We start from the raw sequence: 21,761 nt of genomic DNA on the forward strand, positions 1-21,761 counted from the left end.
GCTTCACATTTCAATAAAAACGGGGGAATTCTATTGCTCATTCGAGAAGCAAAAACGATCGATTATCCACAATTAAGACAAATCTATTTAAAATCCCGGCGCCAGAGCTTTCACTGGCTCAATTCAGAAGAACTCCATCTGCAAGATTTTGATCAAGATACGCAGGAAGAGCAAATTTTCTTAGCTGAGGAGAACAATAAAATCCTTGGATTCATTTCTCTATATGTACCAGATCGTTTTATTCACCTTTTGTTTGTACATCCAGAAGCTGCTGGTCAAGGGGCTGGCGATCTGCTGCTCAAACAGGCTATAAAAGTTTTAGGAACACCGGTCACCCTCAAATGTGTCTCCGACAATCACAAAGCTTTATCTTTTTATCAAAAAAGAGGGTGGAAGGCTGTTGTGGAAGAAGGAGAACCTGGGGCGGAATACTGGGTGCTTATTTATGAATAGAAGTCATTTTATTTTATCAATTTCACGGCCCTTTATTGGGCCTTTTTGCGGTTTCTTTTCGGTGTCGAATGGTACATAAAATGATAATATATGTAATTATAGGGAAAATAGAGGAAGGGGTAAGGGCTGATGGAGAAAGTGCTTTCTTCTCACGTCGGTTTGAAAATCAATGAATGGTATTATCATATTCAAAGATTTAACGTACCGGACGCCGAAGCATATAAAGAGGAAATCAAATCAATGCTTGATCATATGGAAGAAAATCAAGATTTATTATTGTATTTCTCACTCATGGAGTTCAGACATAAATTAATGCTTGATTACTTGAATCCTTTAGAAAATGGGAAAGAGCGGGCCAACTTCAAGGAACTCGCAATGAAGATCAAAAGAGACCAAGAGAAATTAACAGGATTGCTCGAGTATTATTTCAATTTTTTCTACGGCATGTATGAATTTGAAAACTATGAATACCTAAATGCGATTACCTTCTATAAACGGGCAGAAAAAAAGCTGTCTCTTGTCAGTGACGATATCGAACGGGCCGAGTTCAATTACAAGATGGCTGAAATCTATTACCACATGAAACAAACCCACATGTCCATGCACCATATCGCTCAGGCGATAGAATGCTATCGAGAAAAAGAGACATACACAGTAAGAGAAATACAATGTTCTTTTGTGATCGGATTAAACTATATAGATATGGGCTGCCCCGAAAAAGCAATACCCCATTTTCAACACGCACTAGAAAAAGCCGCCGACAACTCAACAAAACGATTAAAAGGATCAGCACTCTATAATTTAGGGTTGAGTTATTTTCATCATAATGAAATAGCCCAAGCAATTATACATTTTAATGACTCAATTCGAGCATTTAGAGAGCAGGGATACGAACATTTAAATAGAATCTTAGACCCGCTCATTATGTTGTCAAAAGCCTATTTCAAAAAGAAAGAAAAGGATTTAGGTAAGTATGCTTTAAATAACGGCATAGAACTATCTGAAAAGCTGAAAGACCATGTGCTGTTATTGATATTCAAATTTTTAAGATCACTATATGTTGACAACAATTTTGAGCAGTTGGAAAAAATAATGGAATCGCTAGAAATAAAGTCAATGTATCCTGATCTTGAAGATTTAGCAAAAGATGCTGCAAAATATTATAATGAAATGGGAGATAAAGACAATGCGATGCATTTTTATGAAAAGATTCTTTATTTCCAAACTCAAGTGAAGCGGGGGGACTGTCAGTATGAAATTTAAAACGTTATCAATAGTATTTGTGATGATCAGTGTCATCAGTATTGTTGGTTATTTTACATCTGAAGTGACAGCAAGTCATGATGAAGCTAGGAGAGGTCATACTGCAAGTATCGGTTATACTGCTTAAATAAAAAGCCCTTAAAGGGCTTTTTATTTTAAGATTGAATATATGCTATGAATAAAGAATATTTTTTCCATAGAAAAGATATTGAGGAGGAAGTAAAGTGACAATGTTAAAATCAACATTATTTCGAAGGATTTTCATTATATCTTTTGCTTTAACCTTTATGATTAGCCTGTTCAATATGGCTGTGTTTCCAGGGACGCCAGCGTCTTATTATGTTGGCCTAGTTTGTAAGATGTTGTTTATCAGTTTGTTAAATGGTTTGTTTTTTGGAACAATCATCTATTTGATTGGCGTCTTTCTCGGTGCTAAATCTTCAAAGGAAAATCAATAAAAAGTGAGCGGCTATAGTCTGCTCTTTTTTATTTGAAAAAATTTGATATCTAATGAAGAGAAAATGAGTTACTTCATGTACGATCTAGATCGTAAATCCAACATATGTATTTTTCATCATACATTACATTATTTTTAATATCCTACTGCATTCTATTTTAAAGGATGTTACCGTTGTTTGTAAGGAATGATTGGCCAGTCTTCCAATAAAAATTGGAGGGAAATCATGAATTACAAAATTGAAATGTTAACGAATATGAAAATGGTGTATATGAGAAATATCGGATCATATGGCAGCAAAGAGAATTTTGAGATGATGAAGAGATTGAAAAAATGGATTAAGCAACATCATTTAAATGATGAATTAAAGGAATATGGTATATATGGTGTTCCTCAAGATGATCCTGGAAAAATTCCATCAGAAAAATGCAGATACGACCTCATGCTTATGACAAATAGAGATTTCACAAAAGATCAAATGGTTCAGACTGGTCATTTTGAAGGAGGAAAGTATGCTGTGTTCACGGTGACACATACAATCGAAAAAGTGAATTTGTTTTGGAGACAATTGCCTCAAATGATCCAAAACAATCGATTAAACATGCGTCAGGCCCCTATAATGGAAAGGTATAGAGAAGAAGAAGGCGAAGATAAGGTGTGTGAATTCTTACTGCCTATCTTTTAAACACTTTATCAAACTGCAATGAAAACAGACCTCATATGGTCTGTTTTTATGAGTATTAAATGTTTAAATATTTTAGGACTCGTTCCTTTAAATATCGGTATTGATCCTCATTCGTATCTTGAAATGCTTCTTCTCGATTTGAAGGGACATCCATATAAACGATTTCCTCAGAGAATTGTGAAGAAGTAAAGTCGATTCTTTTTCCATTCACTACGTTGTAAAAGTGCCATCCGCTAGGTAATGCGGTCTTGTTTATTTTTCCGCCTAAAAGATCATGGACGACTAAAGAAGTGACACCGCATTGTCCATTGGCCGGGTTGTCTTCACTCCATTTTGAACTAGATTGAGAGGACCAGGCTTTATAAAGAGCATCAATGATTTCGTCTGTCGTGTAGAGGTTCATCATAAAAATCCTTTCTATTTAAAAGCGAAATGAATATAGTATCTGTTTAGTCTATAGTAGATTTTTTTTCGATCAAAATCCAGATGCTATACTTGATTAAACCAAAATAACAATGAGGGTCATGACAGGAGGAGCATGGAGTGATATTCATCATAGGCATTGTAATCGCTTTTATTGTTGCTATTTTAGGCTTTACTATTTTCGTAGATGTAGGTAATGGGCTGGGAACGGTTTTTAGCATCATCGGTGCAATGGTCATTTTATGGATAGCGGGTAGGCTGCAAAGGCAAAAAGAAAAGAATGATCCAAATATATTATTAGATAAAATGATGATGCTTTTTCAAGAAGACGGGTTTCAGGCTTCAACACACATCTTTTCACAAAATGTTGATAAAGGCTTTGCAATTGATGATGAGCGAAAGGCAATGCGCTTTATTACACATCAACCTGGCGGCTCATCTCGAAAATTCAGGTTTGAAGTCACTGAGCTTTCCTTGAAAGAGTTGAAGCAAGTTGACATGTTAGAAGATGGTGTACCGATTGAACAATCTGTTGAGAGTGATAATAATGAAGAGATCTCGACACTTGAATTGAGATTAACTATGAATGATCAGGAATCATCAACGATTACGCTCACCTTTCTGACATTTGATGTGCCTGTTCGTAAGAGCACTGCCGAATATTTGACTGAACGAGAAAATCTAGAGGAGATTTATCATGAAATTGATTCAATGATGAAATCTGCGGATTAATAAATGGCTGTTCATAAAGAAGAAATCACAATTTGAGGTGGTTTCTTTTTTTATGTCAATCAAGACAAAGCTGGTTCAGTCATTGCGGTTGAATGTTTTTCACAAAAATGAATAAAGATAGACTAGACACGAAAACGAACATTGATATCGAAATGACTCATGTGATGAGGAGGAAACATACATGCAAAAGCTTTGCAGGGAAGTCTGGATCGAGGTTAATCTTGATGCGATTAAAAGAAATATCGAAGCCATTCAAGCGCATATTCCAAGGAAAAGTAAGATCATGGCTGTGGTGAAGGCGAATGCTTATGGACACGGTTCAGTGGAGGTAGCGCGGCAGGCACTAGAAAGCGGTGCGACAGAGCTTGCAGTTGCTAGTTTGGAAGAAGGCATTGTATTGCGGAGAGCAAAAATTGAAGCACCGATTCTGGTCCTTGGATTTACCCCGCTCGACTGTGTGAAAAGGGCTGCAGCCTGGAGAATTGATCTCTCCGGCCTACGAGAAGACTGGATTGTTCAAGCAAATGAGATCTTAGCGGAAGAAGAAAGTCAGCATCGCCTGGGGATTCATGTCAATGTCGATACGGGGATGGGACGATTAGGTGTGCGGACAAAGGAAGAGTTGTTAGCAGTGGTAGAGGCGCTTGAAAAGAGTGAAAACCTGAGGTGGGATGGAATATTTACGCATTTCTCCACTGCGGATGAGCCTGACCCTGATTTCACACTAATGCAGCACAGCATTTTTATTGATTTTCTTCGTTTCTTAAAAAAAGAAGGCATTACTTTGCCCACTGTACATATGAACAATACAGCGGCTGCCATCGCATTTCCTGAATTTAGCGCAGATATGATACGGCTAGGCATCGGACTTTATGGACTGTATCCCTCGCAATACATTGAGAGTTTAGATGCTATTAAGCTAGAGCCCGCTCTCAGTTTAAAAGCAAGGATTGCATTCGTGAAGGAAATGGTGACAAAGCCAAGGACCGTCAGCTATGGGGCAACCTATGTAGCAAAACCTGATGAAGTTATAGCAACCATACCAATCGGTTATGCAGATGGGTACTCACGAGCATTATCCAATCGAGGATTTATGCTTTTCCGTGGAAAGCGAATGCCGATTGCTGGCCGCGTCACCATGGATATGACGATGATCAGTTTAGGAGAAATGAAAGCAAAGCAAGGCGAAGAAGTCGTCATATATGGTCGTCAAAAGGGCGGAGAAATTTCTGTCGATGAAATCGCCGAAATGCTCAATACGATCAACTACGAAGTCATCGCCACCTTAAGCCGGCGCGTCCCAAGATTTTATCGTCGCGGCGGAAAGATTATTAAAATATCAACGCCGGTGATGTATGTGTGAGGGTAAATAACAGGTGCGATTTGAGGATATTTGTTCTGGTGTACAATGATAAAAATTAAATTTTATTACAAATATGTCGATAAAAGGAGGGATATTTAAGATATGGAGGAAAGAAACGATGAAAAAAGGTTTATTTTTAGTGCTTTTGACTATTTTTATGATGGTCACAATTCATCAGTTAAAAGCTCATGCAGCTGAGACAAATGGGTGGACGAAGCGGGCGGACTTACCGGAAGAGCGTATCGGAGCAAGTGTAGGAGTAGTTGATGGAAAAATATATGTATTTGGTGGAGCAAGTCAGCAATCAAAATTCAACGATGCAACATATATGTATGATCCTAAAACTGATTTGTGGACAGAAAAAGCAAGTATGCCTAGAGAAAGAACGGGCGCTGCTTACGCGACAGTAGGTAAAAAAATCTATGTTATTGGCGGTCTTACTGATACAACTAAAACAGTTCACAAAACCATCGATGTTTATGATACGGAACTAGATCAATGGACAGAAGAACCAATTAAGATGCCTGAGAAATTTATATATACATCTTATATAACTGGTTCCTTAAGAGCAGTTACAGTTGGAGAAAAAATTTATATAGTAGCATCTTTATCAAGCTCTCAAGTAAATTTTTATTCCTATGATACGGTAAGTGGAGAGTGGGAAAGCTTAGATAATTCTCAATTAGCTCCTCGTCAGGGTAGAAGCATTTCAGAGATAAATGGAAAGTTATATATTGCTGGTGGTGAGGCTAATGTTAGCCGAGCGAAAGATAAAGACATTTTAGAATATGATATGACGTTTGGTAAGTGGCAACGCTTAAAGGATATTCAATTAAATTCTTTTGCATATGAAGCTGCATATGCGACCGCCAATCATAAATTATTTATGATTGGCGGTCAGCAAATTGGAGATAGATCGAGTAAATTATTAAAACAAGTTCAGATATTTGATCCACAAACTAGTCAAGTTCAAGATTCTTTATATGAAATTCCTGAAGGTAGAGTTGGATCTGTAGCAGTTATTGCTGATGATCAATTATATGTTATTGGTGGAAGAGATTATGCTGAATCAATTGGTAGTCATTCTGTCAAAAACAATTTTAAATCTGTTATTTCTATTCCATTAAAAGATCTGCAAAAAGTGTCAAAGGATCAGGATGAAACAAAACCAGGTGATGGAACAAGCGAAGAACCAAAAGATCAGGACGGAACAAAGCCAGATGATGGCACAACCGAAGAACCGAAAGATCAAGACGGAACAAAGCCAGATGATGGCACAACCGAAGAACCGAAAGATCAGGACGGAACAAAACCTGGTGATGGTTCAACTGAAGAACCAAAGGATCAAGACGGAACAAAACCTGGTGAAGAAGCAGCAAAAGGCATACTTTCAATTACGATGATAAACGGGCTGCAAAAGGATTATCTGCTTTCAATGAAAGAAATCAACGATTTTCTTAACTGGTACAAAGAAAGAAGCTTTGGTATTGGTATGAACTTCTATGAAATCAATGATGAACACAATAAAGGTCCTTTCACAAGTAAGAAGGATTATGTCGTATACCAAAATATCTTAATGTTTGATATCAAGCAATACTGAAATTCATAAATGATAAAGCTGCTGATAAGAGATCAGCAGCTTTTATTTTGATAAATTTGTTAAAATTAGGATTAACGTCATGAAAAAATGTGATATCTTTTAAAAAATCTGCTAAACATCCTATAACCACATCCGATAATAGAATTGTCAGGGTTGATAAGCCCTAGAATAAAGGACTTTTTTCAGACAAGGACGTCTGTCAGGTCCCACATACATGGAGGTAATAGGAAATGAGAATTAACCACAATATCGCAGCACTTAACACATTAAACCGTTTGTCTGCAAACAACGGTGCGAGCCAAAAGAACATGGAGAAACTTTCTTCTGGTCTTAAAATCAACCGTGCAGGAGATGACGCTGCAGGTCTAGCAATCTCTGAAAAAATGCGTGGGCAAATCCGCGGATTAGAAATGGCGTCTAAAAACGCACAAGACGGTATCTCTCTTATCCAAACAGCTGAAGGTGCATTGACTGAAACTCATTCAATCCTTCAACGTGTTCGTGAACTAGTTGTACAAGCTGGAAACACTGGTACACAAGATAAAGGTACTGACCTTCAATCTATCCAAGATGAGATTAAAGCTCTACAAGAAGAAGTAGACGGTATCTCAAACCGTACAGAGTTTAACGGTAAAAAATTGTTAGATGGTACGTTTAAAGATACTGGTGATCCTGCAACTACAAAAAGTTTGACTTTCCAAATTGGTGCTAATGCAACTCAACAAATTGATGTTAATATCGAAGATATGGGTGCGGATGCAATTGGTGCAAAAAATGCTGGAGTAATTGTTGCTGGTCAAAGTGTTAAAGACATTGATGTGACTAAATTTGCAGATGTAGCTGCTGCTGCTGCAGGCGGTTTTGATGAGCAATTAAATATTGTTGATTCTGCAATCAACCAAGTATCTGCTCAACGTGCTAAGCTTGGAGCAGTTCAAAACCGTCTAGAGCACACAATCAACAACCTTGGTGCTTCTGGTGAAAACTTAACAGCTGCTGAGTCTCGTATCCGTGACGTTGACATGGCGAAAGAAATGAGTGAGTTCACGAAGAACAACATTCTTTCTCAAGCTTCTCAAGCAATGCTTGCACAAGCGAACCAACAGCCACAAAACGTACTTCAATTACTACGTTAATAACGGGCCCCTTTATGGGGCTTTTTTGTATTTATTAATTAAAAAATATGGATGATATTTAATTTTTTAATAAAATTTAGGAGTGGGGTATTAAGCGTAATTGTGAATTTAGACAGATAAATTCATAAATTAATCTTGAATCAAGCTAAACATCCTTTAAAATAAACCGATATTTTAATTGTTAGGGTTGTTAAGCCCTAGAATAAAGGACTTTTTTCAGACAAGGACGTCTGTCAGGTCCCATATACATGGAGGTAATAGGAAATGAGAATTAACCACAATATCGCAGCACTTAACACATTAAACCGTTTATCTGCAAACAACGGTGCGAGCCAAAAGAACATGGAGAAACTTTCTTCTGGTCTTAAAATCAACCGTGCAGGAGATGACGCAGCAGGTCTTGCAATCTCTGAAAAAATGCGTGGGCAAATCCGCGGATTAGAAATGGCTTCTAAAAACGCACAAGACGGTATCTCTCTTATCCAAACAGCTGAAGGTGCTTTAACTGAAACTCATTCAATCCTTCAACGTGTACGTGAACTAGTCGTACAAGCTGGAAATACTGGTACACAGCAAGGTGAGGATTTAACTGCAATTAAAGACGAAATGGATGCTTTAATTGAAGAGATTGATGGTATTTCTGATCGTACAGAATTCAATGGTAAAAAACTTTTAAATGGTGATTTTAAAGCTTCTACCCCACCAGTAAATACTGACCCATCTTTAGTTTTCCAAATCGGAGCTAATGCAACTCAACAAATCAAAGTGAACATCCAAGATATGGGTGCAGATGCTTTAGGTGTCGATAATGGAACTGGTGGTATCGTTGCAAACCAATCCATTAAAGATTTAGATGTAACAGCCTTTGCAACTAATGCAGCAGATGCTACAGATGTTGGTTTTGACACACAACTAAAAATTGTTGATTCAGCTATCAACCAAGTTTCATCTCAGCGTGCTAAACTTGGTGCAGTTCAAAACCGTCTAGAGCACACAATCAACAACCTTGGTGCTTCTTCTGAAAACTTAACAGCTGCTGAGTCTCGTATCCGTGACGTTGACATGGCGAAAGAAATGAGTGAGTTCACGAAGAACAACATTCTTTCTCAAGCGTCTCAAGCAATGCTTGCACAAGCGAACCAACAGCCACAAAACGTACTTCAATTACTACGTTAATGACAGGCCCCTTTATGGGGCTTTTTTTTATGTTTTTTTCTTCGCGTTTTCTCCAGTCTTATGATTCTTAAACCCCTGTTATAAATCATGAAAAATGACCTTTAAATTTGGAATACTCTAGCGAAACGACCATAGTGAATGAGACTTTATCCTTATTTATTCCTTTTTTGTTAAACATATTCCATAAATGTTCGATAAATGGATTGTAAGGCTTACAAAAAAATTCTAATTTAGAACTTTTGGATAAGGACGTCCAATTGGTTCAAACACATGGAGGTCATTTAACATGAGAATTAACCACAATATCGCAGCACTTAACACACTGAACCGTTTGTCTGCCAACAATGGTGCAGGGCAAAAGAACATGGAGAAGCTTTCTTCTGGACTTCGTATCAACCGTGCAGGAGATGACGCAGCAGGTCTTGCGATCTCTGAAAAAATGCGTGGACAAATCCGCGGATTAGAAATGGCGTCTAAAAACGCACAAGATGGCATTTCGCTTATTCAAACAGCTGAAGGTGCATTAACAGAAACACATGCGATTCTTCAACGTATGCGTGAATTAACAGTTCAAGCAGGTAACGTTGGGACTCAACAAACAGAAGATTTAACAGCTATTCAAGAAGAACTTACTGCTTTGGTTGATGAAATTGATGGTATTTCTCAGCGTACAGCATTTAACGGAAAGAATCTGTTGGATGGTAGCGTTGAAGAAGGATTCCAATTTCAAATTGGCGCAAACATTGAGCAAAATATCAACGTACAGATTGGCAAAATGGATGCAGAAACTTTAACTGTAAAAGATATTGTAGTTAATGAAGAAGGCTTTAACTTTGACACCGAAGTAGCAAAAATCGACGCAGCAATCGGCGCTGTTTCTAAACAGCGTTCAGCTCTTGGTGCAGTCCAAAACCGTCTAGAGCACACAATCAACAACCTTGGTGCTTCTGCTGAAAACTTAACAGCAGCTGAGTCTCGTATTCGTGACGTTGACATGGCAAAAGAAATGAGTGAGTTCACAAAGAACAACATTCTTTCTCAAGCATCTCAAGCAATGTTAGCGCAAGCAAACCAGCAGCCACAAAACGTACTTCAATTATTACGTTAATGAAAAAGCCCCTTTGAGAGGGGCTTTTTTTATTTCATTCAAATGACAGCAAGTGCTCTAGACGAAAGTCAGGAACCGCTTCATGGAAAAAAGCTAGGTTGCCTTCATCGTTCTTTTGATCCCATTGCTTCCACCATTCAGCGGTTTCTCCAGAGGTGTCAGCTTGAATCATGTTGTGCAGCTGTTCTAAGTTGATGATTTCTCTTGGTTCTAATAAAAAAGAATGCATCCGGTGATACGACTCAAGACATTCAGGCTGTTTTGTCACAATGGCGAATTGTACGTAGCGATTTAAAAATTCCTGTACGAACGTCAAGTGGGGGATGGTTGCTTCTCCTTTTAACTCGACGCCGTCCCACGCCATATCAGCAATCGCACAAAGCCACCAGCCAAGTTCACTCGCTTGCTGCATTTGTTGTAATGTGTCCTTTTCAAAAGACAGCCGCTCATTTTTTTGTGCTAGTTTGAGCATACGGTCAAGTGTTTGTGCTTCGAGGGCTGCCTTTGTCATGCCCTGTCCATGAATGGGATCTAACGTACACAAGGCATCGCCCATCACCAATAATCCACTTGGCCAATCCTGCATGTGTTCATAGTGATGTCTCACGCAGGAAGGAACTCTAAATCCTTTTGGTTTTGTAAAGGGCGTTAAATGGGTGATGGCTTCTGCTATCGCGGGGTGGGTCAGTGCAGCGGTTTCTGAATCAAATTGATCAGCATCCGTTGTTGGATAATGTGAACCGCCAGCTGCAGAAAGAAGAACAGCCACTAAATCATGATCAACCCGTTCAAACAGTCCTGTTGGAATTTGCTTGTCTGGCTGGCCAACTACGACCATTGATTGCAGGGGTGGGGCCCCTGATGGTATGTGATAATATCTTGTGCTGTAGCCTAGAAACACATGTAACTCATCAGTCTTTGGTAAGGTCCATCCAGCGTCTTTCAGCCATTTTGGCAATTTGGACATTCTTCCAGACGTATCGATCACTAAGTCTGCTTTTATTTCATGAATGCTTCCAGGTTTTACTTGCCGGTTCTTCACGATGAGCCCCATGACCTGATTTGTTCCCTCTTTAAACTGAAGAGAGATGGCTTCATGTTTTTCTAAAAACTGCACACGTTCCTCTTTTACTATTCTTTGCATCAGCACCCACTCTAGCATTGCACGTCTTGTGACGGCGGTTTCTTCTCTATCAGTGAGCGTTAATTCGCCATCTTTTGTGATAAATCGAGAGGTTTGATGCATGGTATTAAATCCGCCCATTGCCAGTAACTCTTTTGTATAACCAGGGAATAGACGTTCAACGATTTGATTGCCAAGTGGCAGCATTCTATGTGGGTGAAAGGCTTGAGGAGTGCCAAGACGATTCTCAGGAGAGTCCGGCAGTTCATCCTTTTCAATCATCAAAACTTGATGATAAAACGTTGATAAAACTTTTGCAGCGAGCATCCCGGTGATACCTCCGCCAATGACGATTGCCCTCTCATATTTCATGGGTTGTGTCACAACATGCGCCTCCAATGAATATACAAAATGGTTACATGACCATTTCATCATATGTCGATTCATTAATTATAGCAAATTTACGTTTGAATATAGAAAGGAAAAGTACTTCTTTTTACTCGTAAATATGAAGAATTTCTTCTAATCATTATCATTATTTTAAAAAGTAACTATTAATTTAAGAGGAACGACCGATAAACTATATAAGGGGGTAGAGAAATTGGATATACTACAGAGTATTGTGACAGCAGCACCTTATATGATGCAGATTTTAAAAAACGAAGTGACGATGGGTGTCATTGATCGAGAGAAATTCTTGCTGTATTTGCCATCGAAAGATGTTGATTTTCAAATTCGAGCAGGAGAACTCATTAAGCCAGATGATTTAAATATGAAAAAAGCGCTCAGAGGTGAGACATCAAGTATGTTTGTGCCTGAATCGGTTTACGGAATACCGTTAAATGCAATGGGTCTGCCAATTTTTGATGAAAATCAACAAGTTATCGGCGCACTCGCTTTAGGTTTTCCACTTAAAAATCAATTAGAGCTTGAAGCATATATGGAGTCATTAAATGACATCATTCAAAGTATTCAAGAAAAGGTGCATGTGGTGGCGGCACATTCAGAAGAGCTTTCTGCGACAAGTGAGGAAATGACCTTACAAACGCAGCAAACACTTGAAAGCTCGAAAAAAACATCTGATATTACAAAAATGATTAAGGGCATTTCGAAACAAACAAGTTTGCTGGGATTGAATGCGTCAATCGAAGCAGCCAGGGCAGGAAAAGAGGGGGCTGGATTTAGTGTTGTAGCCAGTGAGGTTCAAAAGCTTTCAAGTGAAACTTCACGTGCAACAGAAAATATTGAAAGTTCACTGCAAGGGATTTCCTCTAATATACATACATTACTTGAGAGTATGGACCATATGAAAGGTTCATCATCAGAGCAGGCTTTACTTGTGACAGAGTTTAGTGAAATTGTGGAACGGCTGACGAGCGTAAGTAAAGAAATGAAAGAATTCATGCAGCATGTAATGTCAACGTAAAAAACGAATCCAATTGGATTCGTTTCAGCGTGTAGACAAACCCTCGCATTCTTTGTCAGTCCTGCGCGCTGGTGCTCACGAATGTTCAATTCGCTCCGCGCCAGTGCTCGTCCTTCCTAGACTGCAAAGGTTTTCTATCACGCTGAAAAGAAGACAAAGGGCTAAAATAAAAATCATTTTAGCCCTTTGTCAACAATTTGAAACGAATCCAAAAGGGATTCGTTTTTTTGATACGCTATTTTCTTTTGTTCCGGTCAAAGCGATAATCGTATGTTTCTCCCTTTACCACATTTAAAAATTCATGCCCAATTTGAACAAGCTGTCCATTTTTCCATTTGATGAGAGGGTCTTTATCAGGGTATTTCCAGTAAATCGTTTTCTTTCGGTGGGTGAGTTTGTTTTCAATTTCTGCTCTAACTGCGTTCTCCTTTAGTTTCCCTCCGCTATGTCGATAGGTGTTGATGATATATGTTCCGTCAGGTGATGTCATCGAGCGGATAAAGGTTCCGTGAGATACGCCTTGAAGAGAAAAGCATTTCCAGTAAATGATGCCAGCGAAGCTGAGGATTAAGATGACAAAGGTGATGGTGGTTTTCTTTTTTAACATGAATTCCTCCAGATGTAGATCACAATATTTCTAATTTATGAGAGAGAATGCAAAAAGATTCATATAGTCCAAAAGTTCTATTCATTTCAATTATCGGTCATTTTTTCTCAAAATTCAACAGATAGCCGAAAAGATAAGGAAAATTTAAGGATGTATTAAGTCGATAGGTCATGTGAAATCCCTTTACAAAAGAATTTAAGATCAGTAGACTTATGCTCATATAGAGAAATGGGGAAGATGGAATGACGCAAATCATTGATACATATCAAAGTTATGAAGAGCTTTCCGCTCATGAAAGAGAGGGAATCGACTATCAAATTCTTCACGAGCGGAAAGGTGACCAGCTTTTGGTTTTGTCCCCTCATGCTGGGGGAATTGAATCTGGCGTGAGTGAGCTCATTCATGAAATCGCAAGTGATATTTCTATGTATTTATTTGAAGGCCTTAAAGTGAAAGGCAATCATGTGCTTCATATTACAAGCACACGTTTCAATGAGCCGGTCTGCCTTTCTCTAGTGCATGCCCATCATTACACGTTTGCGCTCCATGGCTACGGGGAAACAGAGGTGCTTCAAACATTAGTGGGCGGGACAGACAGAGAAAAAGCGGCAGAAACAGTGAAACGTTTAACGCTTAATGGATTCCCTGCAGTGCTGCTATCTGAATCTGATCGTTATTCTGGAACTCATCCTCACAATATTAATAATCAATGTCTGACCGGAAAAAGTGTACAACTTGAAATCAGTCAGGCGCAAAGAAGAGCATTCTTTCAAGACTTCAGACGGCGCTATCGCCGTGAAACGCAAAATGAGCAATTTTATCGGTACACAAATGTACTCAAGCAAGTATTAAATCTTTATGGATAAACCCTGTCGCCCTATGCAGAAGAGGCTTACGTTTGATAAACAGCTTCTTTTTCCGCGACCTTCTCGGCTTTCATTAGATAAGATGTAAACTCCTGTTGGAAGCGAATACCTGCTTTCCGCTGTTCGAACAAGGCGAGCCGCTTTTCAGCGAAAGCCCAGGTGACGTGAAATGTTTGCGCAATGTGCAAAATGGCTTGCTGCCGAAGGTTTGGAAGCTTCATTTGCATCAGCATAAAGGTCGGCACACAAAAGTGATACATGAATTGTTTAGCCTGAAACTCTTGCAGTTCTCGAAAGAGTTTGTGCATCTTGAAATGATTGCCTGCATGCTTCAGCACATGACAAAGCTCGTGGGCAAAATCCTGCCATTGTTCCTCTGACGATAGAGATCTGTTTAATATAATACTGTAAAGACCTTGATGTTTGATCATCATGCTGCCAGTATCCTCATAGTGGACCCATACATGAAATTCAGAAGCGATCCTTTGCATGTCTCTATAAGCAGGACCGCTTATTTGTAATTTGGCATATAACCGCTTAATCTCTTCTTCTAAATGGGTTAAAAAACCAGTCATTTAAAAACCTCCATGCAAACGTATGTTCTATTTTTGGCGTAAAAGAAAAGTCCATATAGGACTAAATAGCTAATGAAGCTATTACTTACTTTTAATATCGGCTTATTTTTAACAATTTTAACATAAAATCAAGGAAAAATGGAATTAATTCCTGTTTTTTTCTTCATTTTTGCGTTTTCCATTACTAAAAAGAGTGGTTTGAATTCAAATTTTACCATAGTCTTATCACTAAAACAAACCCAAGTTGTCTTACGAACGCCACCAATTGATGAGAAAGATCAATTCAATTTAGCAAAAGGGAGTGCAGAACATGGTGGAAATTTATCAAGATTTTATTCCAGTTGGAAACGGGAACCGCCCAGGATACGCCATGACACCGATGTATGTGACGGTTCATAACACAGCAAACACGTCAAAAGGGGCGGATGCGAAAAGTCATGCGGCATATGTGAAACGCCCAACGACAGCGGAAAGCTGGCACTTTACAGTGGATGATCATGAAATCTTTCAGCATCTGCCGTTAAATGAAAATGGCTGGCATGCAGGGGACGGACATGGAAATGGGAACAGAAAGTCGATCGGCATTGAAATTTGTGAAAATGAAGATGGGAATTTCCAGCAAGCGGTTAAACATGCGCAATGGCTCATCCAAAAGCTGCTGAAAGAGCATAATATTCCACTAGCGAATGTGGTCACACATCAGCACTGGTCTGGAAAAACATGTCCGCGTCTGCTTCTCTCTACATGGGATGAATTTAAAAAAGGAATTGAAACGGCAGGAGACCCTGAGACGGTCATCACGTATGTCGTCAAAAGCGGGGATACGTTAACGAGTATTGCCAAAGCTCATGACGTCACAGTTCAAGATCTTCAAAAGTGGAATAACATTAGCGACCCGAACAAGATTCAAATTGGACAGGTTCTCAAAATTTATCGAAACGATGGAAAAATGATGTATGAGCTGCCAGATGGGATTTTAAAGGTGACTTCGCCTCTAACGAAGGGAGAGCACGTACGCCTCGTCCAAAAAGCGCTTGCTGCTGTTTATTTTTATCCTGATAAATCGGCTGCAGATAAAGGCATCGATGGTGTTTACGGAGAAAAAACGGCGAATGCCGTAGCGCGCTTTCAGCTGGTGAACGGTTTGACAAGTGATGGAATATACGGTCCTAAAACGAAGGAGAAGCTGCTTAAACTGTTAAATCAGTGAGTGTTTCTGTTTGTATGATTGGATGGCTGTTTCACTCTTTTCAATTAATCGCTTAGTATATGGGGACGGCTGATATTCGGCAAACTGAACATATCTCAGTTGTTTGATTTTCTTTTTCATTTTGGCACCTCGATCGTTGCAGCGTATAGTGTATTGTATGCAAGTCTATGTGAAAATGGAAGCAGGACGCGGATTTCGTTCCGCGTCCTTTAGTGTAATCAAGCCTTTTTATTTTTATACTCATCCAGAAGCTGTTCATTCTTTTTAAAAATTCTCTCAGTATGGGGGCTTACCTTATAATCGGCCATACTGATATGGCGTTTTTTCTTTAAAATCTTAAAAGGGTTTTTCTTAGGATTGTTGTTATCCCCTTGAAGTGCGTGGTCCATCTTCATCACCTTCCTCTTCGTCAGGCAAGATTAGGTCATAAATTGTTGTAAGTGATGTCATTAATAAATAGTCGAACTCCGTGACAATCTCATCGGAGGTGAGCTTAATGACAAAATGAGCATCTGCTACAGAAAATGGGATGAGCACCAAATGACCGAAATCATCGTAATATACTTCCTGCCTGTCAAGCTTCGCCTGAATAAGAGCCCGCTGGTCAAGTGTCCGAAGCAGGTCGTCTTTTTGTTCCTGCATATCGTATGGACAAAGCACCGCTTGAATATTCATCTTGTCGGCAAAAGAATAAATCAGCCGCTCAATTCCCTCTATATATGCCTCTACACTTCCATAATATACATGGATCGGTTCATTTTTCAATAGGTATTGGTACGTTTTTAGTTTATTGAGGTAGGAATGAAGCAAATCGTTATTTTGTTCAAGGAGTTGATGGGTGTCGGTTTCCAGCTCATGATTTCCGAGTTTCTTTATATAGGAGCTAAGAAAGATGAAAGCATCGGTTAATGCGAAAAAAACGGCAATGATCAAGTAGTGCATCCAATCGGTGAAAATCGAAGAAGGGTCATTTGTCCAGTATACAACAGCACCAGCTACATAAATCCAATACCACGTTTTACGAATGGCAAACATCTTTTCTTTTACTTTTTGTTCAAAGCGCCAAACCGCAAATACATACACAGCAAGAGCACCTAGCAATAACCATACAGTCAATTGAAAAAATAATAGCATGTTCTTCTCTCCCATAGACAGATGAATACTTGTTTATTTCTATGGATATGATTGGAAAACCTGCTTCATGAAAAAATGTCCTGCAGAAGGAAGGTTTTAAGTGTGCGGGCAAATAAAAAAAGACCTGTCAGACAGGTCTTTGATATTAGAGAATCGCATTTAACACAAAGTATATAAGAGCTCCTAGAGTTCCTGAAATCGGTAATGTAATCACCCAAGTGACAAGCATACGTTTTGCTGTACCCCAGTTAACCCCTTTGACTCTGTGTGCAGAACCTACACCTAGAATAGAAGATGAGATAACGTGAGTCGTACTAACAGGTAAGTGAATAAACGTCGCACCGAAGATAATAGCTGCACCCGTTAAGTCTGCAGATACTCCGTTTACTGGACGAATTTTCATAATTTTACCGCCGACTGTTTTGATAATCTTCCAGCCGCCGATAGAAGTACCGAGTCCCATTGCAAGCGCACAAGAGAATTGTACCCAGAAAGGAATGTCGTCTGTTGTATGCAAATTACCTGCAATTAAAGCCATCGTAATAATTCCCATCGCTTTTTGCGCATCGTTTGTCCCATGGGTATACGATTGCAGTGCAGCCGTTAAAATTTGAACACGTCGGAATTGTTTATTTGTTTTTGCGAGATTGTTGTTTCTAAATATAATTTTGATAATGGTATACACGATATATCCCAATACGAAAGCTAGGATAGGTGAAAGCAAAAGTGCTTGAATGATTTTAATGAATCCCGAATAGTTTAAAGCGCCAAAACCGGCAGAAGCAATAACCGCACCTGCAATTGATCCGATTAATGCATGTGAAGAACTACTCGGAATCCCGTAATACCAAGTAAGCAAGTTCCATGTGATGGCGGCAATTAAAGCAGCCAAGATCACAACAGAGCCGTTTTGAAGTGTAAATGGATCTGCGATGTCTTTTGTAATGGATTTTGCCACACCTGTAAATGTCATTGCTCCTAAGAAGTTCATGAACGCTGCCATGATGATCGCATGTCTAGGCTTTAATGCCTTCGTTGAAACTGAAGTTGCAATGGCATTTGCTGTATCGTGGAACCCGTTAATGAAATCAAAAGCAAGTGCACAAATGACAATAAGTATGGTAAGGATGAGTAATGTGTCCATGTTTAACTAACCCCGTTACGCATTCTTCATAATGATTGTTTCTAGATTGTTGGCAACACTTTGACAGGAATCAGCGATTTCTTCAAGTGTTTCGTAAATTTCTTTGTATTGAATCACCTTAATTGGATCTGTTTCTTTTCCAAACAAGTTCTTTAATGATTTACGATGAAGATTGTCACAATTATGCTCAATCTCTTTGATCTTGATTGCGTGCGGATGAATATCTTTCAAGCGATTTTCAGCTAGTAAATCAATTGTGATTAAAATTTCTTTCGCACACTCTCTGATGTAGTGGCTGAATTTGTCGATATGTTCGTCAGAGCTTGTGATTGAGTAAATTTCTAATGTTGCTGAAAAATGCTCAATTCCATCTAAAACATCATCGAGGCTATTCGTCAATTGAAGAATGTCTTCACGTTCAATCGGTGTAATAAAGGCTTTGTTCAGCTCTTTAATCATGGTATGAACATGATTATCACCTTTTGTCTCATATTCCTTCAATGTGTCAGAAAATTCTTTCAGAGTGGTTTGATTTGTTACTTTATAGCTAACAAAATACTCAGCAGTTTCGTCTAAATTTTTAGCAATCTCCGTTAACAAGACGGAAAACTTGTCTTTTTTCCTTTTTAACATGTAAAAACCCTCCATTGTATAAATGAGACAATGCACACATCAAATAATTATATATTCTTTTGTCGAAAAAAAACAGGTGTAGTCGAAAATTTCTTCACTTTTTCTATTTGATCTTATTCTGACCTAAAGATGTGATCTCAACACACCTTTTTCTAAAAGGGGAAAAGCCACGAAAAAAGCGGGCCATATTTGGCGCCGCTTAAAGGCTAAGAGCTGAATGAATCAGCTTAAACCGTTCACAAACAAGAAGCATATCCTCTTTGAATTCTAAACCGTATGATTGGAGTGCTTCTGTGAAAAATTCTTTATGTTCTCTGTACCAATAGTCATAAGATAAGTCGCCTTCACCCTCTGCTTGTGCAAATGATACGGGGACTTCATTCATTGGCATGACATCTACATGTGTAATTTCAATGATGGCTTTTGGCTCTTCTTGGCTGTCCAAAATGACCGCATATTGTCCGGGTTGTGGAAGCGGCTCCTGTTCCTTTTCATAAAAAAGGTGTCCAGAACAAGTGGCTGTTTTTTTTCCTTGCTTTACAAGATCAAGCAAATGATCAGGATCTGAGCCGAATGCCCACGCCGAAACAAACGCGTCAGCAGGTGCTTTTTCTGATTTCTCTTTCCAATAGTCTTCCCAAAATAATCTGCATTTGTTGTTCAATGCTTTTCCCCCTCTTTGTTGTGTTTATTATACCTTGAAGCTGAATCGTTGGAAATGATGTGTCTTTATTCCTAATGAGTGAGTGCGTCATATGTTTTGAAAAACAATGTTTGATTTAGGAAATGTAGGATGATAGGATGAAAATTTTTGAAATTTTAGAATAATCTATTGTATTCTGGTCAAGAAGTCGGTAAGGTCAAAGTAAGAATATGGAAGGGGTGTTGTTCATGAAACGCATTTCTATAATTGTTTTGTCCATATGTCTGTTTGTTTTCTCGTTTTTTCTGCCTGTCAGCCAAGTCAATGCGAACGAATCTCATGGGAGTAAAGTAGCTGTTGGTAAAGATGGCATGGTGGCTACTGCTCACCCGCTGGCATCAGAAGTAGGTGCTGATGTATTGAAGAAAGGTGGAAACGCAGTGGATGCTGCTGTTGCCATCCAGTACGCACTGAATGTGACAGAGCCAATGATGTCTGGAATTGGCGGCGGTGGTTTTATGATGGTTTATGATGGAAAGACAAAAGAAACATCCATCATCAATAGTAGAGAACGAGCACCACAGGGCGCAACACCTGACATGTTTTTAACGGATGAGGGAAAAGTCATCCCATTTGCTGAGCGGTCCACACACGGTAATGCGGTTGGTGTCCCAGGGACAGTAAAAGGTCTCGAGGCAGCATTAGATAAGTGGGGAACCCGTTCGATGAAGGAATTGATTGAGCCTTCCATTCAGCTTGCAGAGGATGGATTTGAAATCGATTCTGTTCTGGCAAAAGCCATTGAAGATCATCAAGAAAAGCTGAAAAAAACGGCCGCAGCGCCAATCTTTCTTCCAGATGATCAGCCGCTCAAAGAAGGCGATCTGCTTGTACAGCCAGGTCTTGCGAAAACATTTAAGCTCATTGCAAAAAAAGGAAGCAAAGCATTTTATGAAGGAAAAGTAGCAAAAGCACTTGCAAAGACAGTCCAAGATTTTGGCGGAACGATGACAACTGATGACCTTGGTCGTTATGAAGTCAAGACTGACAAGCCTATCTGGGGGGACTATAAAGGCTACCAGCTTGCAAGTATGCCTCCACCAAGCTCAGGCGGTGTGTTTATGCTGCAAATACTCAAAATACTAGATCACTTCAATCTATCACAATATGACCTCAAATCATTCGAAAAATATCAGCTGCTAGCTGAAACAATGCATCTCTCCTATGCTGACCGTGCTGCATATGCAGGCGACCCCGAATTCGTAGATGTTCCACTAAAAGGACTACTAGACGATGATTACATTTCAAAAAGAGCTTCTCTCATTCAATTAGATCAAATGAACAAAAACCCGAAAGAAGGAGATCCATGGGCGTATGAGGATGAAAAAAATCCATCCCCAATTGTCCCGCAGCCAGAAGATAAAACCATTGGCGAGACCACTCATTTTACTGTTGCCGATCAGTGGGGAAATGTCGTGTCATTCACAACAACCATTGAACAGTTATTTGGTACAGGAATTCTTGTTCCGGAATATGGCTTTTTCTTAAATAATGAACTAACAGATTTTGACGCAAGACCAGGCGGAGCAAATGAAGTCCAGCCGAATAAGCGTCCATTATCCAGTATGACCCCGACCATCATATTCAAAGATAACGAGCCGGTCATGACTGTGGGCTCACCTGGAGGAACGACCATTATTGCTTCGGTTTCACAAACGATCCTAAACTTGCTTGAATACGACATGGAGCTGCAAGATGCGGTAGAAGAGCCGCGGATTTATACAAACAGTCCAACTTCTTACCGTTACGAAGTAGGTGTTCCCCTTGATGTGAGAACGAAGCTAAATGACATGGGTCACCGTTTTGGCAGTTCACCTATTGATATAGGAAATGTGCAAGCCTTACTCATTGATCGGAAAGCAGGGACATTTACAGGAGTAGCTGACTCCTCAAGAAATGGAACCGCTGTTGGTGTCAATTTAAAGCTATCTGCCGATTAAGACC

25 protein-coding genes are annotated in these 21,761 nt (G+C 39.3%); 15 read left to right on the plus strand and 10 right to left on the minus strand.

Annotation, left to right across the window (positions count from 1 at the left end; translation table 11 throughout):
• The first annotated feature begins 33 nt into the window (after window positions 1–33).
• The 5 genes from AAYR28_RS05850 to AAYR28_RS05870 all read left to right on the plus strand — a co-directional run bounded on the left by AAYR28_RS05850 (window position 34) and on the right by AAYR28_RS05870 (window position 2,858).
• Window positions 34–453: a GNAT family N-acetyltransferase gene (locus AAYR28_RS05850; RefSeq protein WP_065214252.1), complete on the plus strand. Its 420-nt coding sequence runs from the start codon at window positions 34–36 to the stop codon at window positions 451–453.
• A 129-nt stretch (window positions 454–582) separates the two neighbouring features.
• On the plus strand, window positions 583–1,716 hold the full coding sequence (locus AAYR28_RS05855; protein WP_046310635.1) for a Rap family tetratricopeptide repeat protein: 1,134 nt from the start codon (window positions 583–585) through the stop codon (window positions 1,714–1,716).
• On the plus strand, window positions 1,706–1,843 hold the full coding sequence (locus tag AAYR28_RS05860; RefSeq protein ID WP_120207245.1) for an aspartate phosphatase: 138 nt from the start codon (window positions 1,706–1,708) through the stop codon (window positions 1,841–1,843). Before AAYR28_RS05855 ends, AAYR28_RS05860 begins: the two co-directional genes overlap by 11 nt.
• A 97-nt stretch (window positions 1,844–1,940) precedes the next feature.
• Window positions 1,941–2,174 carry a hypothetical protein gene (locus AAYR28_RS05865; protein WP_041105908.1) on the plus strand — a complete coding sequence of 78 codons (234 nt, stop codon included), beginning with the start codon at window positions 1,941–1,943 and terminating at the stop codon, window positions 2,172–2,174.
• A gap of 225 nt (window positions 2,175–2,399) precedes the next feature.
• A complete protein-coding gene (locus AAYR28_RS05870) occupies window positions 2,400–2,858 on the plus strand; it encodes a GyrI-like domain-containing protein (RefSeq protein WP_034284291.1) in 459 nt (152 codons plus the stop codon).
• A gap of 55 nt (window positions 2,859–2,913) precedes the next feature.
• Here AAYR28_RS05870 and AAYR28_RS05875 read toward each other — a convergent pair whose 3' ends face one another.
• Window positions 2,914–3,261: a YunG family protein gene (locus AAYR28_RS05875; RefSeq protein WP_108909024.1), complete on the minus strand. Its 348-nt coding sequence runs from the start codon at window positions 3,259–3,261 to the stop codon at window positions 2,914–2,916.
• 140 nt (window positions 3,262–3,401) lie between these two features.
• Here AAYR28_RS05875 and AAYR28_RS05880 point away from each other — a divergent pair, with 140 nt between their 5' ends.
• The 6 genes from AAYR28_RS05880 (at window position 3,402) to hag (AAYR28_RS05905) (ending at window position 10,396) form a co-directional block, all read left to right on the plus strand.
• Window positions 3,402–4,013, plus strand: coding sequence for a GlsB/YeaQ/YmgE family stress response membrane protein (locus AAYR28_RS05880; RefSeq protein ID WP_081124280.1), 612 nt, complete (start codon window positions 3,402–3,404; stop codon window positions 4,011–4,013).
• A gap of 181 nt (window positions 4,014–4,194) precedes the next feature.
• Window positions 4,195–5,376 (plus strand): alanine racemase, encoded by a 1,182-nt coding sequence (gene alr / locus AAYR28_RS05885; protein WP_120207242.1) that lies wholly within the window; start codon window positions 4,195–4,197, stop codon window positions 5,374–5,376.
• A 118-nt stretch (window positions 5,377–5,494) separates the two neighbouring features.
• Window positions 5,495–6,976, plus strand: coding sequence for a Kelch repeat-containing protein (locus AAYR28_RS05890; protein WP_120207240.1), 1,482 nt, complete (start codon window positions 5,495–5,497; stop codon window positions 6,974–6,976).
• 230 nt (window positions 6,977–7,206) lie between these two features.
• Window positions 7,207–8,112, plus strand: coding sequence for a flagellin Hag (gene hag / locus AAYR28_RS05895; RefSeq protein WP_046310661.1), 906 nt, complete (start codon window positions 7,207–7,209; stop codon window positions 8,110–8,112).
• Window positions 8,113–8,376: 264 nt separating this feature from the next.
• Window positions 8,377–9,288: a flagellin Hag gene (gene hag, locus AAYR28_RS05900; protein ID WP_041116353.1), complete on the plus strand. Its 912-nt coding sequence runs from the start codon at window positions 8,377–8,379 to the stop codon at window positions 9,286–9,288.
• A gap of 286 nt (window positions 9,289–9,574) precedes the next feature.
• Entirely contained in the window at window positions 9,575–10,396 is an 822-nt protein-coding gene (gene hag, locus AAYR28_RS05905; RefSeq protein WP_025093449.1) for a flagellin Hag, read from the plus strand.
• Between the two features lie 34 nt (window positions 10,397–10,430).
• On the opposite strand, the gene AAYR28_RS05910 is transcribed toward hag (AAYR28_RS05905), so the two are convergent.
• The gene (locus tag AAYR28_RS05910) at window positions 10,431–11,903 is read right to left on the minus strand and encodes an NAD(P)/FAD-dependent oxidoreductase (protein WP_120207238.1); all 1,473 of its coding nucleotides are present in this window, start codon (window positions 11,901–11,903) and stop codon (window positions 10,431–10,433) included.
• Window positions 11,904–12,120: 217 nt separating this feature from the next.
• Between AAYR28_RS05910 and AAYR28_RS05915 the strand changes: the two genes are divergently transcribed.
• Window positions 12,121–12,945, plus strand: coding sequence for a methyl-accepting chemotaxis protein (locus tag AAYR28_RS05915; RefSeq protein WP_034281469.1), 825 nt, complete (start codon window positions 12,121–12,123; stop codon window positions 12,943–12,945).
• Window positions 12,946–13,180: 235 nt separating this feature from the next.
• Here AAYR28_RS05915 and AAYR28_RS05920 read toward each other — a convergent pair whose 3' ends face one another.
• Complete coding sequence (locus AAYR28_RS05920) at window positions 13,181–13,552, minus strand: DUF5412 domain-containing protein (protein ID WP_024426772.1); 372 nt, start codon at window positions 13,550–13,552, stop codon at window positions 13,181–13,183.
• Window positions 13,553–13,794: 242 nt separating this feature from the next.
• On the opposite strand from AAYR28_RS05920, the gene AAYR28_RS05925 reads away from it, so the two are divergent.
• Window positions 13,795–14,418 carry a poly-gamma-glutamate hydrolase family protein gene (locus AAYR28_RS05925; RefSeq protein ID WP_120207236.1) on the plus strand — a complete coding sequence of 208 codons (624 nt, stop codon included), beginning with the start codon at window positions 13,795–13,797 and terminating at the stop codon, window positions 14,416–14,418.
• A 26-nt stretch (window positions 14,419–14,444) separates the two neighbouring features.
• Here AAYR28_RS05925 and AAYR28_RS05930 read toward each other — a convergent pair whose 3' ends face one another.
• Window positions 14,445–14,993: an ImmA/IrrE family metallo-endopeptidase gene (locus AAYR28_RS05930; RefSeq protein WP_024424963.1), complete on the minus strand. Its 549-nt coding sequence runs from the start codon at window positions 14,991–14,993 to the stop codon at window positions 14,445–14,447.
• Window positions 14,994–15,303: 310 nt separating this feature from the next.
• Here AAYR28_RS05930 and AAYR28_RS05935 point away from each other — a divergent pair, with 310 nt between their 5' ends.
• A complete protein-coding gene (locus AAYR28_RS05935) occupies window positions 15,304–16,203 on the plus strand; it encodes an N-acetylmuramoyl-L-alanine amidase (RefSeq protein ID WP_120207234.1) in 900 nt (299 codons plus the stop codon).
• On the opposite strand, the gene AAYR28_RS05940 is transcribed toward AAYR28_RS05935, so the two are convergent.
• The 6 genes from AAYR28_RS05940 to AAYR28_RS05965 form a co-directional block, all read right to left on the minus strand.
• Window positions 16,192–16,323 (minus strand): type II toxin-antitoxin system SpoIISB family antitoxin, encoded by a 132-nt coding sequence (locus AAYR28_RS05940; RefSeq protein ID WP_120207232.1) that lies wholly within the window; start codon window positions 16,321–16,323, stop codon window positions 16,192–16,194. The genes AAYR28_RS05935 and AAYR28_RS05940 overlap by 12 nt on opposite strands.
• A gap of 98 nt (window positions 16,324–16,421) precedes the next feature.
• A complete protein-coding gene (locus AAYR28_RS05945; RefSeq protein ID WP_024424961.1) occupies window positions 16,422–16,592 on the minus strand; it encodes a type II toxin-antitoxin system SpoIISB family antitoxin in 171 nt (56 codons plus the stop codon).
• Window positions 16,567–17,337 carry a type II toxin-antitoxin system SpoIISA family toxin gene (locus AAYR28_RS05950; protein WP_024424960.1) on the minus strand — a complete coding sequence of 257 codons (771 nt, stop codon included), beginning with the start codon at window positions 17,335–17,337 and terminating at the stop codon, window positions 16,567–16,569. Before AAYR28_RS05950 ends, AAYR28_RS05945 begins: the two co-directional genes overlap by 26 nt.
• Before the next feature lie 145 nt (window positions 17,338–17,482).
• Entirely contained in the window at window positions 17,483–18,481 is a 999-nt protein-coding gene (locus tag AAYR28_RS05955; RefSeq protein WP_017359158.1) for an inorganic phosphate transporter, read from the minus strand.
• A 15-nt stretch (window positions 18,482–18,496) separates the two neighbouring features.
• Entirely contained in the window at window positions 18,497–19,114 is a 618-nt protein-coding gene (locus AAYR28_RS05960) for a DUF47 domain-containing protein (protein ID WP_024426775.1), read from the minus strand.
• Between the two features lie 199 nt (window positions 19,115–19,313).
• On the minus strand, window positions 19,314–19,778 hold the full coding sequence (locus AAYR28_RS05965; RefSeq protein WP_120207223.1) for an ASCH domain-containing protein: 465 nt from the start codon (window positions 19,776–19,778) through the stop codon (window positions 19,314–19,316).
• Between the two features lie 227 nt (window positions 19,779–20,005).
• On the opposite strand from AAYR28_RS05965, the gene ggt reads away from it, so the two are divergent.
• Window positions 20,006–21,757, plus strand: coding sequence for a gamma-glutamyltransferase (gene ggt / locus AAYR28_RS05970; protein WP_120207221.1), 1,752 nt, complete (start codon window positions 20,006–20,008; stop codon window positions 21,755–21,757).
• The last annotated feature ends 4 nt before the right edge of the window (window positions 21,758–21,761 follow it).

This window comes from Bacillus safensis, from assembly GCF_039619585.1.
GTDB lineage: Bacteria > Bacillota > Bacilli > Bacillales > Bacillaceae > Bacillus > Bacillus safensis.